Raw genomic sequence first — 22,594 nt, forward strand, 5'->3', positions numbered from 1 at the left:
GGCGAAGGTGATACAGGCGCCCGCCGAAGTTACCGAGGACGCCGTGGCGGTGGTTCTGCAGGCATTACTGGATCGCCACCCCATGTTGCGGCTGCAGGTCGACACCGATGACGCCGGGGCCGCGTCGCTCGAGGTGCCCGAGGCCGGGTCGGTGGACGGCCGCGCGTGCCTGGACACCGTCGACGAACTGTCCGAATAGGTGCTGGCCGGGGCACGGGCGCGGCTGAACCCGTCGACCGGGACGATGCTGAGCGCGGTGTGGGCAAGGTCCACCGGTCAACTGTTGCTGATAATCCACCACCTCGCCGTCGACGCGGTGTCGTGGCGAATCTTGTTGGAGGACATCAACATCGCCTGGACACAGCAGCGCAGCGGGCAGCCGGTCGTGTTGCCCGGGGGCGGGACGTCGCTGGCCCGCTGGTCGTGGCTGCTGGCCGAGCATGCCCGCAGCGCGGAGGTCATCGGGCACGCCGCGGCCTGGACACGCATCGTGGCGATCAAGCCCGCGCTGCCCGCACCGCAACCCGAACTCGACACCTACGCCAGTGCCGGACAGATCTCGGTGCAACTAGACGTCGAGACCACCCGCATGCTGCTTGGCGAGGTACCTGCGGCGTTTCACGCCAGCGTGCAAGACATTCTGTTGATCGCTTTCGGGTTGGCCTGGGCGGAATTCTTGCACGCCGGAGCTGAGCCGATCGGCATCGACGTCGAAGGCCACGGCCGACACGAGGAGCTGGCCAACGATGTGGACCTGTCGCGCACCGTGGGCTGGTTCACCACCAAATACCCGGTGGCACTGAGTGTCGGCGGCCTGAACTGGGCGCAGGTGTGCGCGGGTGATCCGGGACTGGGTGCGCTGATCAAGGACGCTAAAGAGCAACTGCGCGCCTTGCCCGACGGACTGAGTTACGGGCTGCTGCGCTACCTCAACCCCGACGTGGACCTGACCGGATCGGACCCGGCGATCGGGTTCAACTATCTGGGGCGGCGCGGCTGAGCTGTCCGACGAGCTGTGGCAAGTCAGTCAGGATGGTCTCTCGATCGCCGCGGCGTCCTCGGCGGTTCCAATGCCGTTGGGGCACACCGTCGAACTCAACGCCAGCACCCTGGACACCGAGATCGGGCCGCACCTGAACGCCACCTGGACCTGGGCGCCGTCGGCAATCGACGAGCCGCAGATCAGCCGGCTCAGCCAACTGTGGTTCGACGCCCTGGCGGGAATCTGTGCACACGTCCGACGCGGCGGAGGTGGGCTGACCCCATCCGATATCGTCCCGGCGCGCCTGGACCAGCAGCAGATCGACGAGTTGTGCAAACAGGACCACATCGCCGATATCCTGCCTCTCACCCCGCTGCAGCAAGGACTGTTGTTCCACGCCAACACAATCCGCGGCAACAACGACGATGTCTACGCGATGCAACTGGGCATCACCATCACCGGACCGCTGAACCCCGACCGGCTGCGCCTGGCCGTGCAAACCGTGGTCGGCCGGTTCTGCCCCCCAATTCGACGAGCCCATCCAGGTCATCCCGGCCCACCCGGTGCCGGCCTGGCAATACGTCGAGCTCGGCGACGATGCACAGGCGGTCGAACGGGTGGCCGCCGCCGAACGCGCCGCGGTCTGCGATCTGACGCAGCCCCCGGCATTCCGGGTTGCGTTGATCCGCACCGCCAACGACCGCCATCGCCTGTTGCTCACCAATCACCACATCGTGCTCGACGGCTGGTCGTTGCCGATCCTGGCGCAGGAGATCTTCGCCGGCTATTTCGGGCATCGTCTCCCCGTACCCCCGCCCTACCGCCGCTTCGTGACCTGGCTGGTCGAACGCGACATCGCCGCCGCGCGAGAGACTTGGCGAGAGGCGTTCGCCGACTTCGAGATTCCCACGCTGGTGGGCCCGCCCGCGCGAATCGGCTTGGGGCGACGCGGCGTACAAACGTCGCGGGTCAGCGAATCGATGACCCAGTCGCTCAGCGACCTGGCCCGCGCGCATCACACCACCCTCAACACCGTGCTGCAGGTGGGCTGGGCCCGGCTGCTGATGTGGCTGACCGGCCAGCACGACGTCGCCTTCGGCACCGCGGTCTCCGGCCGTCCCACCGAGCTACCCGGCGCCGAGGCGATGGTGGGCCTGCTGATCAACACCGTCCCGGTGCGCGCCAACTGCACCCCGCTGACCACCACCGCCGACCTGCTCAACCAGCTGCACCGCGCCAACAACCGCACCCTCGAACATCAGCACCTGGCGCTGGCCGAGATCCACCGCGTCACGGGCCACGACCAACTGTTCGACACGCTCTTCGTGTTCGAGAACTATCCCGCCGATGCCGCCAACCTGGCCGGCGTCGACGGGCTGGCCATCACCGAGATGACCGCGCGCGAATACAACCACTATCCCCTGACGCTGCAAGCCATGCCCGGCAACGAACTCGGCCTGCGCGTCGAATACGACACCGACGTCTTCGCCGCGGACAGCATCGAGACCCTGATCCGGCAGCTGCACGACGTGCTGCTGGCCATAACCACCGAACCCACCCGCAGGTTGTCGTCGATTCAGCTGTTGGACGCCGACGAGCAGGCCCTGATGGACGAGGTGGGCAACCGGGTGACGCTGGCCCGGCGCGCGCCGCGCGGGTGTCGATCCCCGAGTTGTTCGCCGAACATGTCCAGCGCGACCCGGACGCGGAGCTGCGGCCGCGCCTGGACGGCTACGACGTCCGGATCGTCGAAATCGATGACCCCGCCGTGACTGCCCAACCCGCCACCGCACCAGCGGCCCCGTCGCCCGACGACATCGCGTACCTGATCTACACGTCCGGCACCACGGGTGTCCCCAAAGGGGTTGCGGTGTCTCATCGCAACCTCGCGCACCTGGCCAGTTTGGCACCCGCGCACCTGCCGCTGGCACAGGTGTGGACGCAATGCCACTCCTACGGTTTCGACTTCTCGGTGTGGGAGATCTGGGCGGCCCTGCTCGGTGGCGGGCGGCTGGTCGTGGTGCCGGAGTCGGTGACCGCCGCACCGGAGGACTTCCACCAGCTGATGGCGAGCGAAGGCGTCAACGTCCTGACCCAAACACCTTCGGCCGCAGCGGCATTGGTGCCGAGCCGACTGGACTCGGTGGCGGTGTTGCTGGGCGGGGAAGCCTGCCCCGCCGACGTCGTGGACCAATGGGCCGACGGCCGCGTGGTGATCAACGCCTACGGCCCCACCGAAGTCACCGTCTACGCCTCGATGAGCGCGCCCCTGACCGCGGGGTCGGGAGCCGCGCCCATCGGCGGGCCGGTTCCCACCGCGGCACTGTTCGTCCTCGACGACTGGCTGCGCCCGGTACCCAGCGGGGTAGTCGGTGAGCTGTACGTCGCTGGCGACGGCGTGGCATACGGATACCTGCACCGGGCAGGGTTGACGGCGGCACGGTTCGTGGCCTGCCCCTTCGGCGAACGCGGCGCCCGGATGTATCGCACCGGCGACCTGGTGCGCTGGCATCCGAATGGGCAGCTGGACTACGTCGGGCGCGCCGACGAGCAGGTCAAGATCCGCGGCTACCGCATCGAACTCGGGGAGATCCAAACGGCGCTGGCCAGTTTGACGGCGTCGAACAGGCCGTCGCGGTCACCCGTGAAGACGGGCCCGGCACCACCCAGGTGATCGGCTATGTCACCGGGACGGCCGACCCGGGCGCGCTACGAAATGCGTTGGCCGACAAGCTCCCCGCCTACATGATGCCGCACTCGAGGCCTTGCCGCTGACCACAAACGGCAAACTCGATGTCCGCGCGCTGCCCGCGCCGGAATTCCGCGCGGGCGACGACTACCGCTCCCCCGCCAGCGCCGTTGAAGAAATCCTGGCCGGCATCTACACCCAGGTCCTGGGAGTCGACCAGGTCGGCGCCGATGACTCCTTCTTCGACCTGGGCGGCGACTCCCTGTCGGCGATGCGTCTGATCACCGCGATCAATTCCGCTCTCGACGCCGACCTGGAAGTACACACCCTGTTCGACGCACCCACCGTCGCCCAGCTGGCGCCCCGCATCGGCACGGCCGGCCGGCGCGAGCCGCTGACCGCAGGCGAGCGACCGGCACTGACCCCGCTGTCGTTTGCGCAATCCCGATTGTGGTTCCTCTACCGGTTCGAGGGCGGGGTGGCGACCTACAACATGCCGACCGCGTTCCGGATCGCCGGGGCTTTGGACATCGAGGCACTGGACGCGGCCCTCGACGACGTCATCGCCCGCCACGAGGCGTTGCGCACCGTCTTCGTCGAGATCGACGGTGTGCCATACCAGGAGGTGTTGCCGGCCGCGCCGGGCATGTGGCGGCGCGGCCGGGAGGCGGTGCTACCGTTGGCGCGCCACCACATGGTCGCCGAGATGGTGGCACTGGTGAAATACCGGTTCGATCTGTCGGCCGAGATCCCGATTCGTGCGCAGATCTACTCGGTGTCGGCCGAGGAGCACTACGTCGGGATTGTGGTGCACCACATCGCCTTTGACGGATGGTCGCTGGCGCCGATGGCCAGGGACATCGGCGAGGCTTATCGGAATCGACGGCGCGACCGGGACCCGCAGCAGGCTCCGTTGGCGATACAGTACGTCGACTACACGCTGTGGCAGCGCAAGCAATTCGGTGAGCTGGCCGACGCCGACAGCCCGATCGCCGCCCAGCTGGCGTACTGGGAGCACGCCCTGGCCGGAATGCCCGAGCGGTTGCAGCTGCCCACCGATCCGCCCTACCCGCTGGTCGCCGACTACCGCGGCTCCAACATGGCATTGCAGTGGCCCGCCGAGCTGCAACAGCGCATCCGCGACATCGCCCGCGAACACAACGCGACCAGCTTCATGGTGATCCAGGCCGCCCTGGCGGTGTTGCTCTCGGCCGTCAGCGCGAGTTCCGATGTGGCGGTGGGCTTCCCGATCGCCAAGCGCCGCGACCCCGCCCTCGACGAGCTGGTCGACTTCTTCGTCAACACCCTGGTGCTGCGCGTCGAGGTGGCCGGGGATCCCACCTATGCCGAGCTGCTGGGCCACGTCCGCCGGCGCAGCCTGGCCGCTTACGAACATCAAGATGCTGGCCTGGCAGAGCGCCCCCGGGCACCAGGCCAATCCCGCCGCCGGGCTGGAACTGGAGGATCTGCGGGTCACCCAACTGCCGATGGACACCCAAACTGCCCGAATGGATTTGGTGTTCCACCTGGCCGAGCACTGGGGCGACACCGGTGAACCCGCCGGAATCGGCGGCACGGTCGAGTATCGCACCGACGTGTTCGACACGGACACCATCAGCGCACTGATCGAGCGGCTGCGGCGGGTGCTGGTGACCATGACCGCCGACCCGGCAGCTGTCGTCGACCGATCTGCTCGAGCCCGACGAGTATGCGCGGCTGGACCATTGGGGGAACCGTGCGGTATTGAGCCGGGCCGCAGTCGAAGCCGCGTCGATTCCCGCGCGGTGGGCCGAACAAGTGGCACGCAAGCCCGGGGCGCTGGCGGTGACGTTCGCGGGTCTGTCCATGACCTATCGCGAGCTCGAGGACGACGCGAACCGGTTGGCTCACCTGCTGACCGCGCACGGGGCAGGGCCGGGACAGACTGTGGCGCTGCTGTTTACCCGTTCCACCGAGGCGATCATCGCGATCCTGGCGGTGCTGAAAACCGGCGCGGCCTACCTGGCGATCGACCCAGCCCACCCCGACTCCCGGATCTGGTTCATGATTGCCGACGCCAAGCCGGTCACCGCGGTCACCACCGCCGCGCTGTCCGACCGGCTCGACGGGCACGACCTGACGATCGTCACGATCGACGACCCGCGCATCGCCGCATACCCCAGCACCGCCCTGCCGATGCCGGCCCCCGACGACCTGGCCTACATCATCTACACATCGGGCACCACCGGTGCTCCCAAGGGTGTCGCGGTCCCACACCACAACGTCACCCGGCTGCTGCACTCGCTGCAGGGCGAGCTGGAGATGAAACAGGCCTGGAGGCAATGCCATTCGCTGGCGTTCGACTTCTCGGTGTGGGAGATCTGGGGCCCGCTGCTGCACGGCGGACGGCTGGTGGTGGTGCCCGAATCGGTGGCCCGCTCGCCCGAAAACTTCCACGCGCTACTGGCCGCCGAACGCGTCGGCGTACTCAGCCGCACCCCGACGGCGTTCTATGCGCTGCAAACCGCCGATTCGCTGCAGCCCGGGCTCGCCAGGCGGCTGGAGCTACCGACGGTGATGTTCGGTGGTGAAGCCCTTGAGCCGCAACGGCTTCGAAGTTGGCTGCAACGTCATCCGGGCATGCCACGTTTGGTCAATATGTACGGCATCACCGAGACGACCGTGCACGCCTCCTTCCGCGAGCTCGTCGACGGCGACGTCGACAGCGCGGTCAGCCCCATCGGCGGCCCGTTGTGGCATCTGGCGTTCTTCGTGCTGGACAACTGGTTACGGCAGGTGCCGGCCGGGGTGGTCGGCGAGTTGTACGTGGCCGGTGCCGGGCTGGCCGACGGATATGTGCGCCGGCCCGGGCTGACCGCGTCGCGGTTTTTGGCCTGCCCGTTCGTCACTGCCGACGCGCCGCCGACCAGGATGTACCGCACCGGCGATCTGGTGTGCTGGGGCGCCGACGGGCAGCTGCGCTACGTCGGGCGCGCCGACGAGCAGGTCAAGATGCGCGGCTACCGCATCGAACTCGGCGAAATCGACAGCGCCCTGCTGGATTGCCCGCAGGTCACCCAGGCCGTCACCACCGTGCACCACAGCGATGTCGGCGAGAACCTCGTCGCCTACCTCACGCTGCGGCGCACCAGCACCGCCGACCACGACGCCGAGATCGTCGGACAGTGGCAAGGCGTGTACGACGAGTTGTACGACGGTCAAGACGCCGTCTCGCAATTCGGCATGGACTTCCGCGGCTGGAACAGCAGCTACACCGGAGCACCCATCCCGCTCGAGGAGATGTTCGAGTGGCGGGCGGCCACGGTGCATCGGATCATGGCGCTGCGACCCCGCCGCGTCCTGGAGATCGGCGCCGGTTCCGGGTTGCTGCTCTCCCAGATCGCCCCCCATTGCGAACGCTACGTCGCCACGGACATGTCGCCGGTGGCCGTCGACAACCTCGCGCGTTCGTTGGAGCGGTTGCAGATCCCGTGGCGTGACCGGGTCCAACTGCTGGCCAAGCCCGCGCACGTCACCGACGGATTGCCGCGCGGCCACTTCGACACCATCGTCGTCAACTCGGTCGTCCAGTACTTCCCCAACGCGGGGTACCTGGCCGATCTGCTCGACAGTGCCATGGAGTTGCTGGCCCCCGGCGGCGCGCTGTTCCTCGGCGACATCCGCAACCACACGCTGCAGGACGCCTTCCAGACCGGAGTCGCACTCGCGCGCACTACCACGGCCGACGCCTGCGAGATCCGCCAGCGGGTCCACCGCGCCGTGGTCAGCGAACCCTAATTGCTTTTGGCACCAGAATTTTTCACGACCTGGGCCGCCGGGCACGCGGTGGCGGCCGGGCTCGATATCCAAGTCAAACGTGGGTTGGCCGACAACGAACTCAACCGGTACCGCTACGACGTCGTGATCCGCAAGACGCCCGCGGCGGTACGTTCGGTGGCCACCGCACCCACCTGGACGTGGCCCGAATGCGCGGGCCTACTCGGACTGCACGCCCGCCTGGGCTCGCAGCGTCCCGAGGCGGTGCGCGTCGCGGGGATCCCGCGCGCCAGGCTGATCGCCGACGTCTGCGTCGAGCACGCCCTCGCCGACGGGCAGCCGCTGGCCGATGCGCTCATGGCGCCCGCCCCCGACAGCGTCACTCCCGAGCAGCTGCACCGCCTGGGCGAAAACGCCGGCTACCAGGTCGCGGTCACCTGGGGCGCCGAGCCCGGCACCCTCGACGCGGTCTTCCTCGTCGCCGCCGGTGCCGAACCGACCGACCTGTACCTGCCCCGCGCGGACGCCCGCCCAGCCCAGGCCAACAATCCCCACACCAACATAAAGATCAGCGCGGTGCGCCAGCGGTTGAGCGCGCGGCTGCCGGAGTACATGGTGCCGGCACAGATCGTGGTGCTCGACGAGTTCCCGTTGACCTCGTCGAGCAAGATCGACACCAAGGCACTGCCGGCGCCGGTGTTCGCCGCGACGCCATTCCAACCCCCGCAATCCGAGACCGAACGGGTCATCGCCGGCATCTACGCGCAGGTGCTGGGCATCGAGCGAGTGGGCGTCGACGACTCATTCTTCGACCTCGGTGGCGACTCGCTGTCCGCGATGCGCGTGATCGCCGCGATCAACGGCGCTCTCGATGTGCACCTTCCGGTGCGCACCATGTTCTATGCCCCGTCGGTGCGAAATCTCAGCGAGCAGCTGAGCACGCAGGACAGCGCCGCGGAGGTGGTTCCCGTCGAGGTCTTCCAAGGGGGCACCGGCGCTCCGCTGTGCTGCATTCACGACGGGCTGGGACTGAGCTGGTCGTATCGGACGCTGGGCGAGTTTGTGGATTGCCCGATCGTCGGGATCAACCAAATCCCGCAGGACGGCGAAGCCGAGCCCGTTTCGATTCGGGCCATGGCGGCGAACTACGCGGACCGCATCCAAGCCCGCTATCCCGACGGGCCGTACCGACTGCTCGGCTGGTCTTTCGGCGGCGTCGTCGCGCACGAACTCGCGATCGAACTGCAGCGACGCGGCCGCGTGGTGCAGGGCCTGGTGCTGATCGACCCGGTGTTCAGCGCGGGCACATTCATCGCGAAGCTGAGCGCCACCCGCGCTGCCACCAAAAACCAGACACCCGACGAGAGCCAAATCCTGGAGCACCTGTTGCGGACCAACCGGATCGACGTACCCATGCAGTCCGGGCCGCTGAACTACCGGCAGGCCGAGGAACTGATGCATCAACACGGCTCCGCGCTCCCGCTGCCGCCCCAGCAGCTCCTGGTGTTCATGGTGCACAGCGTCAAGACGAACCAGCGGCGCCTGGCCGACCATGTGCCCGGTGTCTTCGACGGCGACATGGTCATCTTCGCCGCGGCCCGAGGCCGAAGCGACCGGTCCAGGGCACGGTGGCGAGGACTGCGAACCGGCCGGGCGCCCGCTCCCAGCAGCGGCTTTGGCGGCCTTACGTCGGGGGAGAGCTAGCCGCCTACTCGGTCGACAGCACTCACCTGGAAATGCTGACGGCCGAGTCGCTGCGCACGTACGGCGAACAACTCTGGCGCTACCTGCACAGCGGGGTGACGCAGGGCTAGAGGGTTAGCCTTCGAGCTCCTTCTTCAGGTTGGCCAGCACCTCGCCCTGAATTTTCTTCAGCCCCAACGGTGCAAACGTCTTTTCGAAAAAGCCCTTGACGCCACCCGCGCCGGTCCAGCTGGTCTTGACGGTCACGCTGGATCCGGGTCCCGCCGGGGCGACGGTCCAGTTGGTGACCATCGACGAGTTCGCGTCCTTCTCGATGACGCTGTGACCCGCGACGTCGACGCTGGCCTGGACGTCACGGCTGCGTGATTTGGTGGCCTGCAGCTTCCACTTGGCGACGGTGCCCTGGCCCTGCCCACCGTGGAGCACCTGGTATTCGCTGTAGTGCGAGGACAGGATCTTCGGGCGGACGTTTTGGTAGTCCGCGACCGCGGCGAGAGTGGCCCCGGGCTCGGCGTTGATCAAGATGGTGCTGGCGGCGCTGACCTGTGCCATCGGGCGCGACTCCTCTGCTGTGATGCCGCTCGCGAGCGGGTGCACGGGGTGTGGTCGAAGACTAGGGTATATGTGGTGCCAGGTTCGGGATCTGCACTCGCGGCTCACAGGTCGGGCGTCGATCGGCTGATGGCGAGTTATCTTTCCATCCCCGTGACGTCCGCGGTCCGGCTCGCCAAGCCCACGTCAAACCTGTTCCGCGCCCGCACTAAACGCGATGCGCGCGGCCTGGATACCTCGGGACTGACCGGTGTGCTGAGCGTGGATCCGGAGTCCCGCACGGCCGACGTGGCCGGCATGTGCACCTATCAGGACTTGGTCGCGGCCACCCTGCCCTATGGCCTGTCGCCGCTGGTAGTTCCGCAGCTCAAGACCATCACCCTCGGCGGCGCGGTCAGCGGCCTGGGCATCGAGTCGGCGTCGTTCCGTAACGGTTTGCCGCATGAATCGGTGCTGGAAATGGACATTCTCACCGGCGCCGGCGAATTGCTCACCGTGTCGCGTGATCGGCACTGCGACTTGTTCCGCGCGTTTCCCAATTCGTATGGAACACTGGGCTATTCGACCAGGCTCCGGATCGAGCTGGAACCGATCGCGCCGTTTGTGGCGTTGCGGCACATCCGGTTCCGCTCGTTGTCCGAGCTGGTCGCGGCCGCCGAACGCATCATCGACACCGGCGGGCAGGGCGGCGTCCCGGTCGACTATCTCGACGGTGTGGTCTTCAGTTCCGACGAGAGCTACCTGTGCGTGGGCAACCGCACCACCACCCCGGGACCGGTCAGCGACTACACCGGCAAAAAGATCTACTACCAGTCGATCCGGCACGACACCGTCGGCGGCACCAAAGACGACCGGCTGACGATGCACGACTACTTCTGGCGATGGGACACCGACTGGTTTTGGTGCTCACGCGCATTCGGCGTGCAGAACCCGCGGCTGCGGCGCTGGTGGCCGCGCCGCTACCGGCGCAGCAGCGTCTACTCCAAGCTGGTGGCCATGGACCGCCGCTACGGAATCTCCGACCGGATCGAAGCCCGCAAGGGCAATCCGCCCCGGGAGCGGGTGGTCCAGGACGTCGAGGTGCCGATCGGACGATCCTGCGAATTCCTGGAGTGGTTTCTGGACAACGTTCCGATCACACCGATTTGGCTGTGCCCGTTGCGACTCCGCGATCACGAGGGGTGGCCGCTGTATCCGATACCGGCGGACCACACCTACGTCAACATCGGCTTCTGGTCCTCGGTGCCCGCCGGCGACGGGGTGGGGACCACCAATCGGGCGATCGAGGCGAAGGTCAGCGAGCTCGACGGGCACAAGTCGTTGTACTCCGACTCCTATTACACACGTGAGGAATTCGACCAGCTGTACGGCGGCGAGTTTTACAAGACGGTCAAGAAATCCTACGATCCCGAGTCTCGTCTGCTCGATCTCTATGTAAAGGCGGTGCAACGACGATGACGACAACCAAAGAGCCCGACCACTCCACCAAGCGCAAGCTCAACATGGCCGAGGTGCTCGAGATCTTCACCGCAAGCGGCGGGCACCCGCTGAAATTCACCGCTTACGACGGCAGCACTGCCGGAAGCGCAGACGCCACGATGGGCCTGGATCTGTGTTCGCCGCGAGGTGCGACCTATCTCGCGACCGCGCCCGGCGAGCTCGGCATCGCCCGCGCGTACGTCTCCGGTGACCTGCAGCCACACGGCGTGCACCCCGGCGACCCCTACGAGCTGCTCAGGATGCTGGCCGACCGGGTGGATTTCAAACGGCCGTCGGCGTGGACGCTGGCTCAGGTGGTCCGCTCGATCGGCATCGAGCATTTGGTGCCGATCGCACCGCCGCCGCTGGAAACGCCGCCCCGCTGGCGCCGATTCGCAGAAGGGTTGCTGCACAGCAAGTCCCGCGACGCGGGAGCCATCCACCACCACTACGACGTGTCCAACACGTTCTACGAATGGGTGCTGGGGCCGTCGATGACCTACACCTGCGCGGTTTATCCGGACGCCGACGCGACGCTGGAAGAAGCGCAGGACAACAAGTACCGGCTGATTTTCGAGAAGCTGCGGCTGCAACCCGGTGACCGACTGCTCGACGTGGGATGCGGCTGGGGCGGCATGGTGCGCTACGCCGCCCGCCACGGGGTGCGGGCCATCGGCGCCACGCTGTCTGCCGAACAGGCGAAGTGGGCACAAAAGGCGATCGAGGACCAGGGCCTTTCCGATCTTGCCGAGGTGCGCCACTCCGACTACCGCGACGTGCGGGAGTCCAGCTTTGACGCCGTCTCGTCGATCGGGCTGACCGAGCATGTCGGGGTGAAGAACTACCGCGCCTACTTCGGTTTCCTGAAGTCGAAGCTGCGCACCGGCGGGCTGCTGCTCAATCACTGCATCACCTGCCACGACAACGAGCAGCACACGTTCGCCGGCGGCTTCACCGACCGCTACGTCTTCCCCGACGGGGAGTTGACCGGCTCCGGCCGCATCATGGTCGACGTCCAGGACACCGGCTTCGAGGTGCTGCACACCGAAAACTTCCGCCACCACTATGCGATGACATTGCGCGACTGGTGCCGCAACCTCGTCGAGCACTGGGACGAAGCGGTTGAGGAAGTGGGCCTGCCCGTGGCCAAGGTGTGGGGCCTGTACATGGCCGCATCACGAGTTGCGTTCGAGCAGAACAACCTTCAGCTCCATCACGTGCTGGCCGCCAATGTGGAGCGGCGGGGCGCCGACAGTTTGCCGCTGCGCCCTTGGTGGCGGCCTTAGGCTCAGCCGCCGTCGATCCGGCGCGCGCCCAGCTCGTTCTGCAGCAGTTCGAGTGCGGCCTCTTCGGGATCGCGCCGCGGCGCCGACGAATCGGTGCGGCCCGCTTCGGCGAGCATGTGCTCCTCTCCGTCCCGCTGAGCGGATTCCGCAGCGACAGCATCGTTTACGGCAGGCTCCTCCTCGGGAGGCGGCAGAGCCGCGCCCCGGCGAGTGGGAGTCGCGGTCTTACGCACGGGCGGCTCCGCGACCGAGGCCGCCGATTCGCCCGCCTCGCAGCGCACCCGCCAACTGACGCCCAGCAACTCGTTGAGCGCCCCGGCGATGGCGTCGGCGTTGCGTTGCTCGCACAGCCGCTTGGCCAGCGGCGCCGACGGATGGCTGAGCACCAGCGTGTCGCCGTCCAGGGCCCGGACCGTGGCATCCGCCAACATCACCTCGGTGGTGCGGCTGCGCTCGCGAACCTTGTCGCGCACCTCGCGCCAGATGGTCCGTATCGCAGCCACATTGAGTTCGCCCGGGGCAGAAGCGGGTTCGGGCTCCAGCGCCGCGGCGTGTTCCGGATTCGGTACCGGATCCGGTGGCGGCGCCGCGGCCGGGTCGGGGACCTCTTCGCGCGCCGGCTCGGCAGGCTCGGCGGTTCTACGCTGAAACCTGCGGGCGGCCGGGACCTCGTCGGGCTCCGATGGCTGGGCTTTCGACGCCGCGGCCGGCGGCTTCGCGGGCGCCGCAGCGGTATCGCCGGCGGGGGTGGACATGGCCAGCCGGGTCTCGATGCGCTCGATGCGTTGCAGCAGAGCCGATTCGGCGTCGCTGGCCGAGGGCAGCAGCAGGCGCGCACAGACCACCTCGAGCAGCAGCCGGGGGGCGGTCGCGCCGCGCAACGCACCCAGGCCGGCCTGCACCACTTCGGCGTAGCGGGTCAGCGTCGCCGCGCCGATTCGGGCGGCTTGATCGCGCATGCGGTCCAGCACGTCTTCCGGCCCGTCCACCACACCACGGCTTATCGCATCCGGAACTGCTTGCAGCACAATGAGATCGCGGAACCGCTCCAACAGGTCGGTGGCGAATCGCCGTGGGTCGTGTCCGGCATCGATCACCGATTCGACCGCCCCGAACAGCGCCGCGGCATCTCCGGCGCCCAGCGCGTCGACGGCGTCGTCGATCAGCGCGACGTCGGTGGCGCCCAGCAGCCCCAACGCCCGCAGGTAGGTGACGTGGTTGTTGTCGGCCCCGGCCACCAACTGGTCCAGCACCGACAACGTGTCGCGGGGCGAACCACCGCCGGCGCGGATCACCAACGGGAACACCGCGTCGTCGACGATCACGCCTTCTTGTTCGCAGATCCGCCCGATCAGCGACCGCATCGTCCTGGGGGGCAAGAGCCGGAACGGGTAGTGATGGGTGCGCGACCGGATCGTCGGCAGCACCTTCTCGGGTTCGGTGGTGGCGAAGATGAAGATGAGGTGCTCGGGGGGTTCCTCGACGATCTTGAGCAACGCGTTGAACCCCGCCGTCGTCACCATGTGCGCCTCGTCGACGATGAACACCCGGTAGCGGGACTGCGCCGGCGCGTAGAAGGCCCGGTCGCGCAGCTCACGCGTGTCGTCCACGCCGCCGTGGCTGGCGGCGTCGAGCTCCACCACGTCGATGCTGCCGGGCGCGTTGGGTGCCAACGCCTGGCACGAGTCGCACACCCCGCACGGCGTGGCCGTCGGCCCCTGCACGCAGTTCAACGAGCGGGCCAGGATGCGGGCGGACGAGGTTTTTCCGCAGCCGCGCGGCCCGGAGAAGAGGTAAGCATGGTTGATCCGGCCGGCTTCCAGGGCGATGGACAACGGCTCGGTGACGTGCTGCTGCCCCACCACTTCGGCGAAGGTTGCCGGTCGGTACTTGCGGTAGAGCGCCACGGTCGCCCAGGCTACTGGCGGCCGGTGACGAGAGCCCGGCTGGCTATCGAGTGTACGCCGGCGGCGTTCAGTGTGCGCCCAGGGTGACGACACGCTGGGGCGGGCTGCCCTAGCGCAACGCCACAAACCGTCAGCACACCCTCGACGCCGCCAGCGCACACTCGACGCCCTCGGCACACGACGAACGCCGTCAGCTCACAGTGGGCGCCGCGGCGCCCAGCCGGGCCCCGGAGGCGGCCAGCAGCGCGCACGTTGCCAGGCCGTCGACCGCGTCGCGCAGATCGGGCAGCGACGGAAAGGTAGGAGCGATGCGGATGTTCTTATCCTCCGGATCCTTGCGGTACGGGAACGTCGCACCCGCCTCGGTGACCGCGATGCCGGCGTCTTTGGCCAGCGCGACGGTCCGGCGCGCGGTACCGGGCCACACGTCGAGGCTGATGAAGTAGCCGCCCTTGGGCTCGGTCCAGGTCGCGATCTTGGAATCGCCGAGGCGCTGCTCGAGGATCTCCAGCGTCAGCGCGAACTTCGGCGCCAGGATCTGCTGGTGGCGCTGCATCTGCAGACGCACCCCGTCGGCGTCGCCGAAGAAGCGCAGGTGCCGCAGCTGGTTGATCTTGTCCGGACCGATCGACTTCTTGCCCGCGTACTGTAGGTACCAGGCGATGTTGCCCAGCGATCCGCCCAGGAAACTGACCCCGGCGCCGGCGAAGGTGATCTTCGAGGTGGACGCGAAGACGTACGGCCGGTTCGGATTGCCGGCCGTGGCGGCCAGCCCGAGCACGTCGACCTGGCGCACGAAGTCATGTGTCAGGGTGTGCACCGCGTAGGCGTTGTCCCAGAACAGCCGGAAGTCGGGCGCCGCCGTCTGCATCTGCACCAGCCGGCGCACCGTTTCCCAGGAGTACGTCACCCCGGTGGGGTTGCCGAACACCGGCACCGCCCACATCCCCTTGATCGCGGGGTCGACGGCGACCAGCTCCTCGATCAGGTCGACGTCCGGGCCGTCGTCGCGCATCGGGACCACGATCATCTCGATGCCCATCGTCTCGGTGATGGCGAAGTGGCGGTCATAGCCGGGAGAAGGGCACAGGAACTTGACGCTCGGCTCGTCCTTCCAGGGCCGCTGCGAATCCACGCCTCCGTACAGCATCGAGAACGCGACGAGATCGTGCATCAGCTCCAGGCTGGAGTTGCTTCCGGCGATCAGGTTCGGCACCGGGATGCCCAGCAACTCCCCGAAGATGGCCCGCAACCCCGGCAGCCCGTGCAGTCCGCCGTAGTTGCGGGTGTCGGTCCCCTCGGGGTCGCGGAAGTCGTCGCCGGGCAGGCTCAACAGCTGGTTGGACAGATCGAGCTGCTCCGGCGCCGGTTTGCCGCGGGTCAGATCCAAGCGCAGCTTCTTGGCCTGCAGCTCCGCGTAGGCCTGCTGGTTGCGCGAGTGCAGCGCGGTGAGCTCTTGCGCGCTGAGGGAATCGAACGCCGCCATGCCTTCTCGAGGGCCCTTTCGCAGTCGAACGCCGGAGGGTGACGGGCCGGCTCGCGGCATAAGCGCTGGCTGCGCGGCCGCCACACATGGGGGACCCCGCGCACCCGACAGAGCCCATTGACCCTTGCTGCCTTCCGGCCCTGGGGGAGTTCACAGGATAGACGCCGCGCGGGGTCCATGGCGAGTGTAATACCTGGCGCGCGCCGGCCGAGGACGCCGACCGACATTCCACGTTGACCCAGCCGCTACCATTGCCACGGAGGATTCGCCTAGTGGCCTATGGCGCTCGCCTGGAACGCGGGTTGGGTTAACAGCCCTCGCGGGTTCAAATCCCGCATCCTCCGCAAATCGGGTTCACTCGGTTGACGGACGCGGCCAAGCGGTTGTTTGGAATCGGTTTGGCTGCCCTTAGGCTGGCGTGGGCTCAGCAATATGAGGGAGGCGTATGGGGCGCAAGGTCGCCATACCGTGGCACTTGGTGTTTTCGATCGGTGCCGGCGTCCTCTATTTCCTCTACGTGTTGCCCCGCTGGTCCGAGTTGATGGGCGATACTTCGCGCAGCTTGGGAATGGCGGGCCGGATCGGCTCGGGCGCGCTGATCGCCCTGGCCGCGCTGCCCGTGGTGTTCACCCACCTGCGCACGCGCAAGCCGGAGCTGGGCACGCCGCAGCTGGCGCTGACGATCAGGGTCTGGTCGATCGTGTGCCACGTGCTGGCCGGGGTGCTGATCATCGGCACCGCGATCAGCGAGATCTGGCTCAGCCTGGACGCTGCCGGACGGTATCTGTTCGGGATCTACGGCGCCGCCGCCGCGATCGGCCTGCTCGGCATTTTCGCGTTCTACCTGTCGTTCGTCGCCGAGCTGCCGCCGCCTCCGCCGAAGCCCATCAAGGCCAAGAAGCCCAAGAAGAGTCGTCTGCGCCGCAAGAAGGCGGAGGCTGCGGAGGGCGCCGAGGCCGCGGTCGATGAAGAAGCCGAAACCGTCACCGCGGAAGAAGCCGACCGAGACACCGACGGTGAGAACGAAACCGAGGCGGCAGAACCCGTCGAGCCCACCGCCAAAGCTGTCGACGCCGTCAAAGCCGAGAAACCGGAACCGCCGGCCGAGGAGCCGAGCGACGACGACACCGCCGAGACGGAAGAACCGCGCAGCGGTCTGCGCAACCGCCGCCCCGAGGGCAAGGGCTCGCATCGCACGCGGCGCCGGCGCACCCGCGGCGGCGTCGCGCTCGACGAGTGATCAGGTGCGGCGCTTGAGGCTTTCCACGTAGGCGGCCAGGCGCTGCTGCGTCGCGTCGGAACCCCACAGCCGGCGGACGTCGGCATCGGTAGATCATCCCGCGATTGATCGGCCCGGGCATCAGGACAAGGGGCTTGATGCCCGCGGCGGCGCACAGTTCGCGGTATTAGGTGGCGATGTCCGGCAGGTGGTCGGCCAGGCTCAACGGCAGCCCGAATCGCGCCGCCCGGCGCGCCGTGGCGCGCGCACCCCCGCCGACATACAGCGGCGGGTGCGGCCGGCTCCAGGTGCCGGTGCAGATGCCCTCGTCGGCGCCGGACCAGACCGCCAGCAACTGCGCGACCAGATCGTCCATCAGCGCGCCGCGCCGGCTGAAATCCATTCCGAGCGAGTCGTATTCGACGGTGCGGTAACCCAGGCCCACCGTCGTGTGCAACCGGCCGCGGCTCATGTTATCGACGAGCGCGATGTCTTCGGCAAGGCGGACCGGGTTCCACAGCGGGCCCAGCGCGCAGTCCACGCTGGCAATCATCGTCGAGGTGCGCGCCAGAAACATCGCGGCCGCCATGATCGGGTTGCAACTCCACCCATGTCCGGTGGCGTGGTGCTCGTCGACGCTGACCGAGGTGATGCCGCGGGACTCGCCCCATTGCGCCAGTTCGGGCGCGGCGGACAACAGCGTGCTCTGGGTGCGTGGTTCTCCGTGCGGCGAGGCGACGTTGAAGCGCAGCACCGTCAATACCATGTCAGGCTCCGTCGGGGCCCGGGGCGGCGATGGACGCGACGAACGCGGCGAAGTCGGGAAACAATGCGCGATCGACGATTTCGATGCGGGTGCCGAACGGGTCGATGTAGTAGGCGAACATCCCGAACTCCGCATCCGGTATTTGGCCCGTCGTTTCGAAGGTGAAGCCGTTGCTCTCCAACGCGCGCGCCGTCCCGGCGAGGTCGTCGGTGAAATACCCGACGTGGTACACGGCGTTACCCGGCGCGGCCGACCACGGCGTTCCCGCAACCTCCTGGACCAGTTCGATGTGCGGGCTCTGCACGGAGTACACGATCGTCGAGGTCAGCTCGGAAACCCCGGCCGTGGTGCGAAACGGCAGCGTGTAGCTGAGCGGGGTGATCCACCGGTAGCCGGCCAGCACGGTGAGCCGGGCCATCGCGGCGTCGAGATCGGGCACCACGATGCCGGTGTGATAGAAGTCTTTGGGCTGCAACACAAATGTCATAGTGATGTCCCTTTCTGTGCGGTCACGAGTTGATCGCTATTTGCCGCGACAGCCAAGCTCTTTCCCAGAAATTGGTGGTACCGCCCAGCAGACTTTCATGGGCTTCCCGCAGCACGTCGCGCGCCCCCGAATGCTCGGGCTGCGCGGTGGCGACCAGCTCGGCAAGGTGGATGGCGTGCACGGGCCGGTTCTCGGTGAGGTGTGCCCAGGCCCGGTCGACGAGCGCGTCGGCTCCGGCCAGTTCCACCACGTCGGTCCCGACGGCGTCGAACCCGATGGGATACAGCTCGGTGGTTGACCGGTGGTGAAACCAGCCCGAGTAGTTCTCCCACACCGCCCGCACGTCCCAGGAGACCTTGCCGTAACCTTGGCCCAATTCGCATTCCGCGGGCAGGGTGATCTCGCTCATCAGGGTGTGGACGTCTTTTCCGGCGTTCATTCCGGCCACCGTCTCGTCGTGAATGTATTCGATGGCGTTGCGCAGCCAGCTGAGCTCGTGGTGGATGCGGTCGGCGCCGACGATCGGGTCGAAATGGCCGGTCACCAGCAGCTCGGGGCGCAGATCGCGTACCCGCTCGACCGACGAGATCGCGGTCAGGGCGTCACGGTAGCGATCGCCGCGCATCGTGACGAGGTTGGGGATGTGCCCGAAAATCGGCCCGAAGGTGTTTCCGCACAGGCATATTCGCTCGTCCGGCAGCCAGATCACCAGCGAGTCGGTGGTCTCGCCGCCGGGCACGGAGATCAGCTCCAGCCGGCGGCCGCCGACGTCGAGGGTGAGAATGTCTTCGAAGTCGAGATCGACCGTCGGGACGCTCTGGCCCGGCAACCGGGTGGTGCCCAGGCGGCGTTGAATGGCTTGGATCCCCGTCGCCAGGGTGTCGGCAAAGGCGAACGCGCTGCGGCTGGCGCGGTACGGGATGAGGCGTTCGTTGTCGTCTCGCCACTGTCGCCAGTTCGCCTGGGCGACAACGATTGTGTCGGGATCACGGACGCTGTCCAGGCCGCCGACGTGGTCCACGTGTCCCTGGGTGAAGATGATGTAGCGCACCGGGGAGGAGTCGACGGCGTCGAAGTTGGCACGATGCACCGGCCCCTCGAAACCCATGCCGGTGTTGACGATCACCCGGCCGTCGCCGGTGGTCAGCAGGTACGCGTTCGACAGGCCCGGCGAGCACCACAGTCCCGGCGCGATTTCCTCGGCGCGTTCGGCCGCGGACGGCCGCAGTCCGTCGGCGCCCGGCCTGCTGCGGTAAATCGGCTCAAAGTCTCTAGCATTCATCGATGTTCCTCATTCAGGGCGGACGTCGAGCCGGTCGAAGTAGAAGTCGAACCGCCCACGCAGTTCGTCGGCCGAGACGCCGAAGTGCCGTTGCAGGTCGTAGCGGATTCGACCGTGCTTTCCGCGCGGATTGCCGTCGAGGTATTGCTGAAACCGGTTGCGCACCTTCGGCGCCAATTCGACCCCGCCGCACCGGTAAAGCTGCTCGAGCAACGACAATTCGTTGCCGTTGAGTTGGTGGAAGTTCACGTCGATGCTGCGTTCGGACGGCACCAGGTCGCGGTCCCGCACGCACGCGCTGAGCAGCCGGTGCACCCGGTCGGTCCAGTAGTCCAGCAGCCACCCCGGATCGATGCTGGTCCGGCGCAGTCGATCGGAGTAGGCCATCATCGTGATCGCCGACTGCACGACCGCCACGGGATCGCGGTGCGTGAACGCCACCGTCGCATCGGGAAAGTTCGCCATCAGCGGCCCAAGCTGCTCGCAATGCTGGGGGCTCTTGAGGATCCAGGTCTGCGGGCCACGCAGAAAGGTCAGCGCCTGCAGGACCTTCCTCAGGTACGCGTAGTGCCGTGTGTGGTCGAGCGCGAGGTAATAATCGCGCCAATCCGGCACGCGGGCATGCCATTCCAGGACCTAGCCCGCAAGGTCGAGATCGAGGAGTTCGACCTCCTCCTCGATCGCCTCGGGAAAGCGGTCGTGCATGGCGGCCACCACGGGCGCACTGACCATCAGGGCGTCGTGTTCGGCCTTGGCGCGCGCATAGCGCGGATCCACTCCGAAGATGTCGGGGCCCTCACCGCGCGCGGGGATCGGCTCCTGGCTCTCCCAATACGGCAAGGCGCGCCGGCGCGGGTCGGCGGCAATAAGATTCACCAGATGGGTGGTGCCGGATCGCAGCATCCCGACGACGATGAACGGCTTCTCGATGCTAATCGACTCGATCTCGGGGTAGCGCTTGATGAGCTCGGTAAGCGACAACCGGTTTCGCAGCAGGCGAACTATGCGCTGCCGCAACGTCGATTGAGTGAGCTGCCGCAGGCCGTCGTCGGATTCGATGGCCGCGACGTGAGCGGTTAGACGGTCACCGAAACCGTCCGTGTCGTCCAGATCGTCGGCGCCGGCCTGCTCGACGGCTTCCGCGAGCATCCGGTCGATGTCGAATTCGACCGGTCTGGACTCGGTGAATTCCAGTATCTGTCGCTGCACGTCGGTCAGCCGCGGCGAGGTCAGGTCGTCGAAGTCGATGTCAGCGATGTCGGGGCCCGCTGAGCCCATGCGACCGCCTCTTCGACCGAGTGTCGAATATTCGACGTATCATTCGAAATATGATACGGACGGTAGACGCGGTGCAGACGCCTCGTCAACCCACTTCGCCACCGACCGAGCGCGTGGTCGCGATCATGCGGCTGCTCGCCTCGCAACCAACGCACGCCTTCTCGCTCGCCGAGATCACCCGCGAGCTGAGCATCAGCCGCGCCACCGGGCATGCGATCCTGACGACCCTGGCCGCCCACCACTGGGTGGTGCGTGACATCGCGACGGCCGCCTATTCCTGGGGGCCGGGCATCGCGTCGCTGGCCCAGCCGTCCGGCGACCGGGTCTTTCATGGCATCTTGCAGCAGCTCGCCGATTCGACAGCGGCACAAGCATTTCTGGCCCGACGCGAGGGCAATGCCATCGTGGTGCTGGACAGCGCCGGTGAATCCGCTTCCGGGATACGCATCGAACGTGGACTGCGCATGCCGCTGGTCGCGCCGTTCGGCCGCGACTACATCGCCTGGAGCCCGGCGTCCGCGCGACGCGCCTGGCTGGAGGGCATCGGCAAGCCGTCGGCCGCACTGTCACGGCGAATCACGGCGGTGCTCAGCGAGATTCGGCAACGCGGTTATACTGTCGAGCGGCTCAGCCGCGAATACCTGCAGGTTTACACGGCACTGCGCGCACTGCGCGGCGACGGAGAACCCGACGCGATCACCGCGCACCTGGCGCGGGCTTTCGCCGACCTGACGGTGATCGACGTGCTGGACAGCGAGCTCGCCGAAAACGAGACGCACAGCATCGCCACCATTTCCGCGCCGATCTTCGACGACGACGGGGTGGTCACCATGTCGATCAGCGCCGCACCGTTCACCGAGCTGAGCGCCGCCGACCTCGCGCGGCTGCGTGAGCAGGTGTGCGCAGCGGCGCGAAGGATCGCGAACCCTACAAGTTAGCCAGGTCGTCGGGAACGTCGACTTGGTGTTCCAGCAGCGCCTCGAGCGGCACCACCTCGAGGGTGCGTTCATGGGTGCACGCCAGCACCACGGGCGCGGCGCGCCCATCTCGATGAGCTTGCAGCCAATTCAGGGCGGTCACACACCAGCGGTCACCGGGCAGCAGACCCGGAAAGCGGTACTCGGGAACGGGAGTCAGCAAATCGTTGCCGATGGAACGCTGGTGCTCGAGAAAATCCGCCGTCATCACCGCGCAGATTGTGTGCCGGCCGACGTCCTCGGGTCCGCTCGAGCAACAGCCGTCGCGGTAGTAACCGGTGAGGGGTTCGGTGCCACACGGTTGCAGTGGGCCGCCGAGCACGTTGCGATCGGACATCTCGTTAGTATCGCGCCGACGGGGCCGAAGTTAGAAGAGACAGCACCGCGTAGATCCTGCGAATGTGCCGTGCCGGTACGCCTGCCGACGGCACCGTCGCGGCATCGGCGTCGTCAGCAAAAGACATCGCATGCGATAGTTGCAATATAAATTGTTTGGGTTGCGCATGCTGGCTGGTTGCTCGCTTTGGGGTGCACCGCTTCCGCGGCGAATGGACTCGCCCGCCCCAGCAGGGTTAACTCAGGGCAATGTCGACGCCGAACCCACCCGGTTTCCCCGCCGTCCCGCCGCCCGAGGGTTGGCAGCCGCCGGACTACGTGCCGCCCCGCTATCCGCCGCCGTCGGGGTACCAGCCGCCGGGCTACCCGCCTCCGTAGCCATATCCCGGGTATCCCGGGTATCCCGGA

15 protein-coding genes, 1 tRNA gene, 1 other RNA gene and 3 pseudogenes are annotated in these 22,594 nt (G+C 67.4%); 10 read left to right on the top strand and 10 right to left on the bottom strand.

Translation table 11 applies throughout. The annotated features are described in order from the left end of the window. Positions 1-199 precede the first annotated feature (199 nt). Complete coding sequence (locus T428_RS36055) at positions 200-1,000, top strand: condensation domain-containing protein (protein ID WP_051465191.1); 801 nt, start codon at positions 200-202, stop codon at positions 998-1,000. On the opposite strand, the gene T428_RS36060 is transcribed toward T428_RS36055, so the two are convergent. After that, positions 975-1,532 (bottom strand): hypothetical protein, encoded by a 558-nt coding sequence (locus T428_RS36060; RefSeq protein WP_051465192.1) that lies wholly within the window; start codon positions 1,530-1,532, stop codon positions 975-977. The two genes, T428_RS36055 and T428_RS36060, sit on opposite strands and share 26 nt — an antisense overlap. On the opposite strand from T428_RS36060, the pseudogene T428_RS36065 reads away from it, so the two are divergent. From T428_RS36065 to T428_RS36075, 3 genes and pseudogenes are all read left to right on the top strand, one after another. After that, positions 1,485-8,354 (top strand): annotated as a pseudogene (locus T428_RS36065) (amino acid adenylation domain-containing protein); the annotation flags it as partial. The gene T428_RS36060 and the pseudogene T428_RS36065 sit on opposite strands and share 48 nt — an antisense overlap. Then, on the top strand, positions 8,340-9,131 hold the full coding sequence (locus T428_RS36070) for a thioesterase domain-containing protein (protein WP_425412021.1): 792 nt from the start codon (positions 8,340-8,342) through the stop codon (positions 9,129-9,131). The pseudogene T428_RS36065 and the gene T428_RS36070, both read left to right, overlap by 15 nt. Beyond that, positions 9,056-9,241 (top strand): hypothetical protein, encoded by a 186-nt coding sequence (locus T428_RS36075; RefSeq protein ID WP_425412020.1) that lies wholly within the window; start codon positions 9,056-9,058, stop codon positions 9,239-9,241. Before T428_RS36070 ends, T428_RS36075 begins: the two co-directional genes overlap by 76 nt. Positions 9,242-9,245: 4 nt before the next feature. On the opposite strand, the gene T428_RS0110230 is transcribed toward T428_RS36075, so the two are convergent. Then, complete coding sequence (locus T428_RS0110230) at positions 9,246-9,683, bottom strand: SRPBCC family protein (protein WP_025736414.1); 438 nt, start codon at positions 9,681-9,683, stop codon at positions 9,246-9,248. Between the two features lie 129 nt (positions 9,684-9,812). Here T428_RS0110230 and T428_RS0110235 point away from each other — a divergent pair, with 129 nt between their 5' ends. Both T428_RS0110235 and T428_RS0110240 read left to right on the top strand, forming a co-directional pair. After that, a complete protein-coding gene (locus T428_RS0110235) occupies positions 9,813-11,141 on the top strand; it encodes an FAD-binding oxidoreductase (protein ID WP_211243923.1) in 1,329 nt (442 codons plus the stop codon). Next, positions 11,138-12,448, top strand: a complete 1,311-nt coding sequence (locus T428_RS0110240; protein WP_211243924.1) for a class I SAM-dependent methyltransferase — start codon at positions 11,138-11,140, stop codon at positions 12,446-12,448. Before T428_RS0110235 ends, T428_RS0110240 begins: the two co-directional genes overlap by 4 nt. 2 nt (positions 12,449-12,450) lie before the next feature. Here the strand turns inward: T428_RS0110240 and T428_RS0110245 are convergent, their stop codons facing one another. The 3 genes from T428_RS0110245 to ffs form a co-directional block, all read right to left on the bottom strand. Further along, entirely contained in the window at positions 12,451-14,355 is a 1,905-nt protein-coding gene (locus T428_RS0110245; RefSeq protein ID WP_025736417.1) for a DNA polymerase III subunits gamma/tau, read from the bottom strand. 190 nt (positions 14,356-14,545) lie between these two features. After that, on the bottom strand, positions 14,546-15,841 hold the full coding sequence (locus T428_RS0110250; protein ID WP_025736418.1) for an aspartate aminotransferase type Ic: 1,296 nt from the start codon (positions 15,839-15,841) through the stop codon (positions 14,546-14,548). A gap of 84 nt (positions 15,842-15,925) precedes the next feature. Next, positions 15,926-16,022: signal recognition particle sRNA small type (ffs, locus tag T428_RS31920), an RNA gene on the bottom strand. 77 nt (positions 16,023-16,099) lie between these two features. Here ffs and T428_RS0110255 point away from each other — a divergent pair. Both T428_RS0110255 and lucA read left to right on the top strand, forming a co-directional pair. Then, positions 16,100-16,185, top strand: a tRNA-Ser gene (locus T428_RS0110255). Between the two features lie 101 nt (positions 16,186-16,286). After that, positions 16,287-17,081, top strand: coding sequence for a lipid uptake coordinator LucA (gene lucA / locus T428_RS0110260; protein WP_025736419.1), 795 nt, complete (start codon positions 16,287-16,289; stop codon positions 17,079-17,081). An 88-nt stretch (positions 17,082-17,169) separates the two neighbouring features. On the opposite strand, the pseudogene T428_RS27015 reads toward lucA, so the two are convergent. The 4 genes and pseudogenes from T428_RS27015 to T428_RS27020 all read right to left on the bottom strand — a co-directional run. Beyond that, positions 17,170-17,826 (bottom strand): annotated as a pseudogene (locus T428_RS27015) (LLM class flavin-dependent oxidoreductase); the annotation flags it as partial. 1 nt (position 17,827) lies between these two features. Further along, a complete protein-coding gene (locus T428_RS0110270) occupies positions 17,828-18,313 on the bottom strand; it encodes a VOC family protein (RefSeq protein ID WP_025736420.1) in 486 nt (161 codons plus the stop codon). A 22-nt stretch (positions 18,314-18,335) separates the two neighbouring features. After that, positions 18,336-19,595: an MBL fold metallo-hydrolase gene (locus tag T428_RS0110275; RefSeq protein WP_036467636.1), complete on the bottom strand. Its 1,260-nt coding sequence runs from the start codon at positions 19,593-19,595 to the stop codon at positions 18,336-18,338. A gap of 9 nt (positions 19,596-19,604) precedes the next feature. Further along, a pseudogene (locus T428_RS27020) lies at positions 19,605-20,873 on the bottom strand (sulfotransferase family protein). A 50-nt stretch (positions 20,874-20,923) separates the two neighbouring features. On the opposite strand from T428_RS27020, the gene T428_RS0110285 reads away from it, so the two are divergent. Further along, complete coding sequence (locus T428_RS0110285; RefSeq protein ID WP_025736423.1) at positions 20,924-21,811, top strand: IclR family transcriptional regulator; 888 nt, start codon at positions 20,924-20,926, stop codon at positions 21,809-21,811. Here the strand turns inward: T428_RS0110285 and T428_RS0110290 are convergent. After that, positions 21,801-22,187 carry a DUF2237 family protein gene (locus T428_RS0110290; RefSeq protein ID WP_025736424.1) on the bottom strand — a complete coding sequence of 129 codons (387 nt, stop codon included), beginning with the start codon at positions 22,185-22,187 and terminating at the stop codon, positions 21,801-21,803. The genes T428_RS0110285 and T428_RS0110290 overlap by 11 nt on opposite strands. A 248-nt stretch (positions 22,188-22,435) precedes the next feature. Here T428_RS0110290 and T428_RS35380 point away from each other — a divergent pair, with 248 nt between their 5' ends. Continuing rightward, positions 22,436-22,564, top strand: a complete 129-nt coding sequence (locus tag T428_RS35380; protein ID WP_281173770.1) for a hypothetical protein — start codon at positions 22,436-22,438, stop codon at positions 22,562-22,564. Positions 22,565-22,594 lie beyond the last annotated feature (30 nt).

Origin of the sequence: Mycobacterium genavense ATCC 51234, assembly GCF_000526915.1 — a bacterium.
Lineage (GTDB): Bacteria > Actinomycetota > Actinomycetes > Mycobacteriales > Mycobacteriaceae > Mycobacterium > Mycobacterium genavense.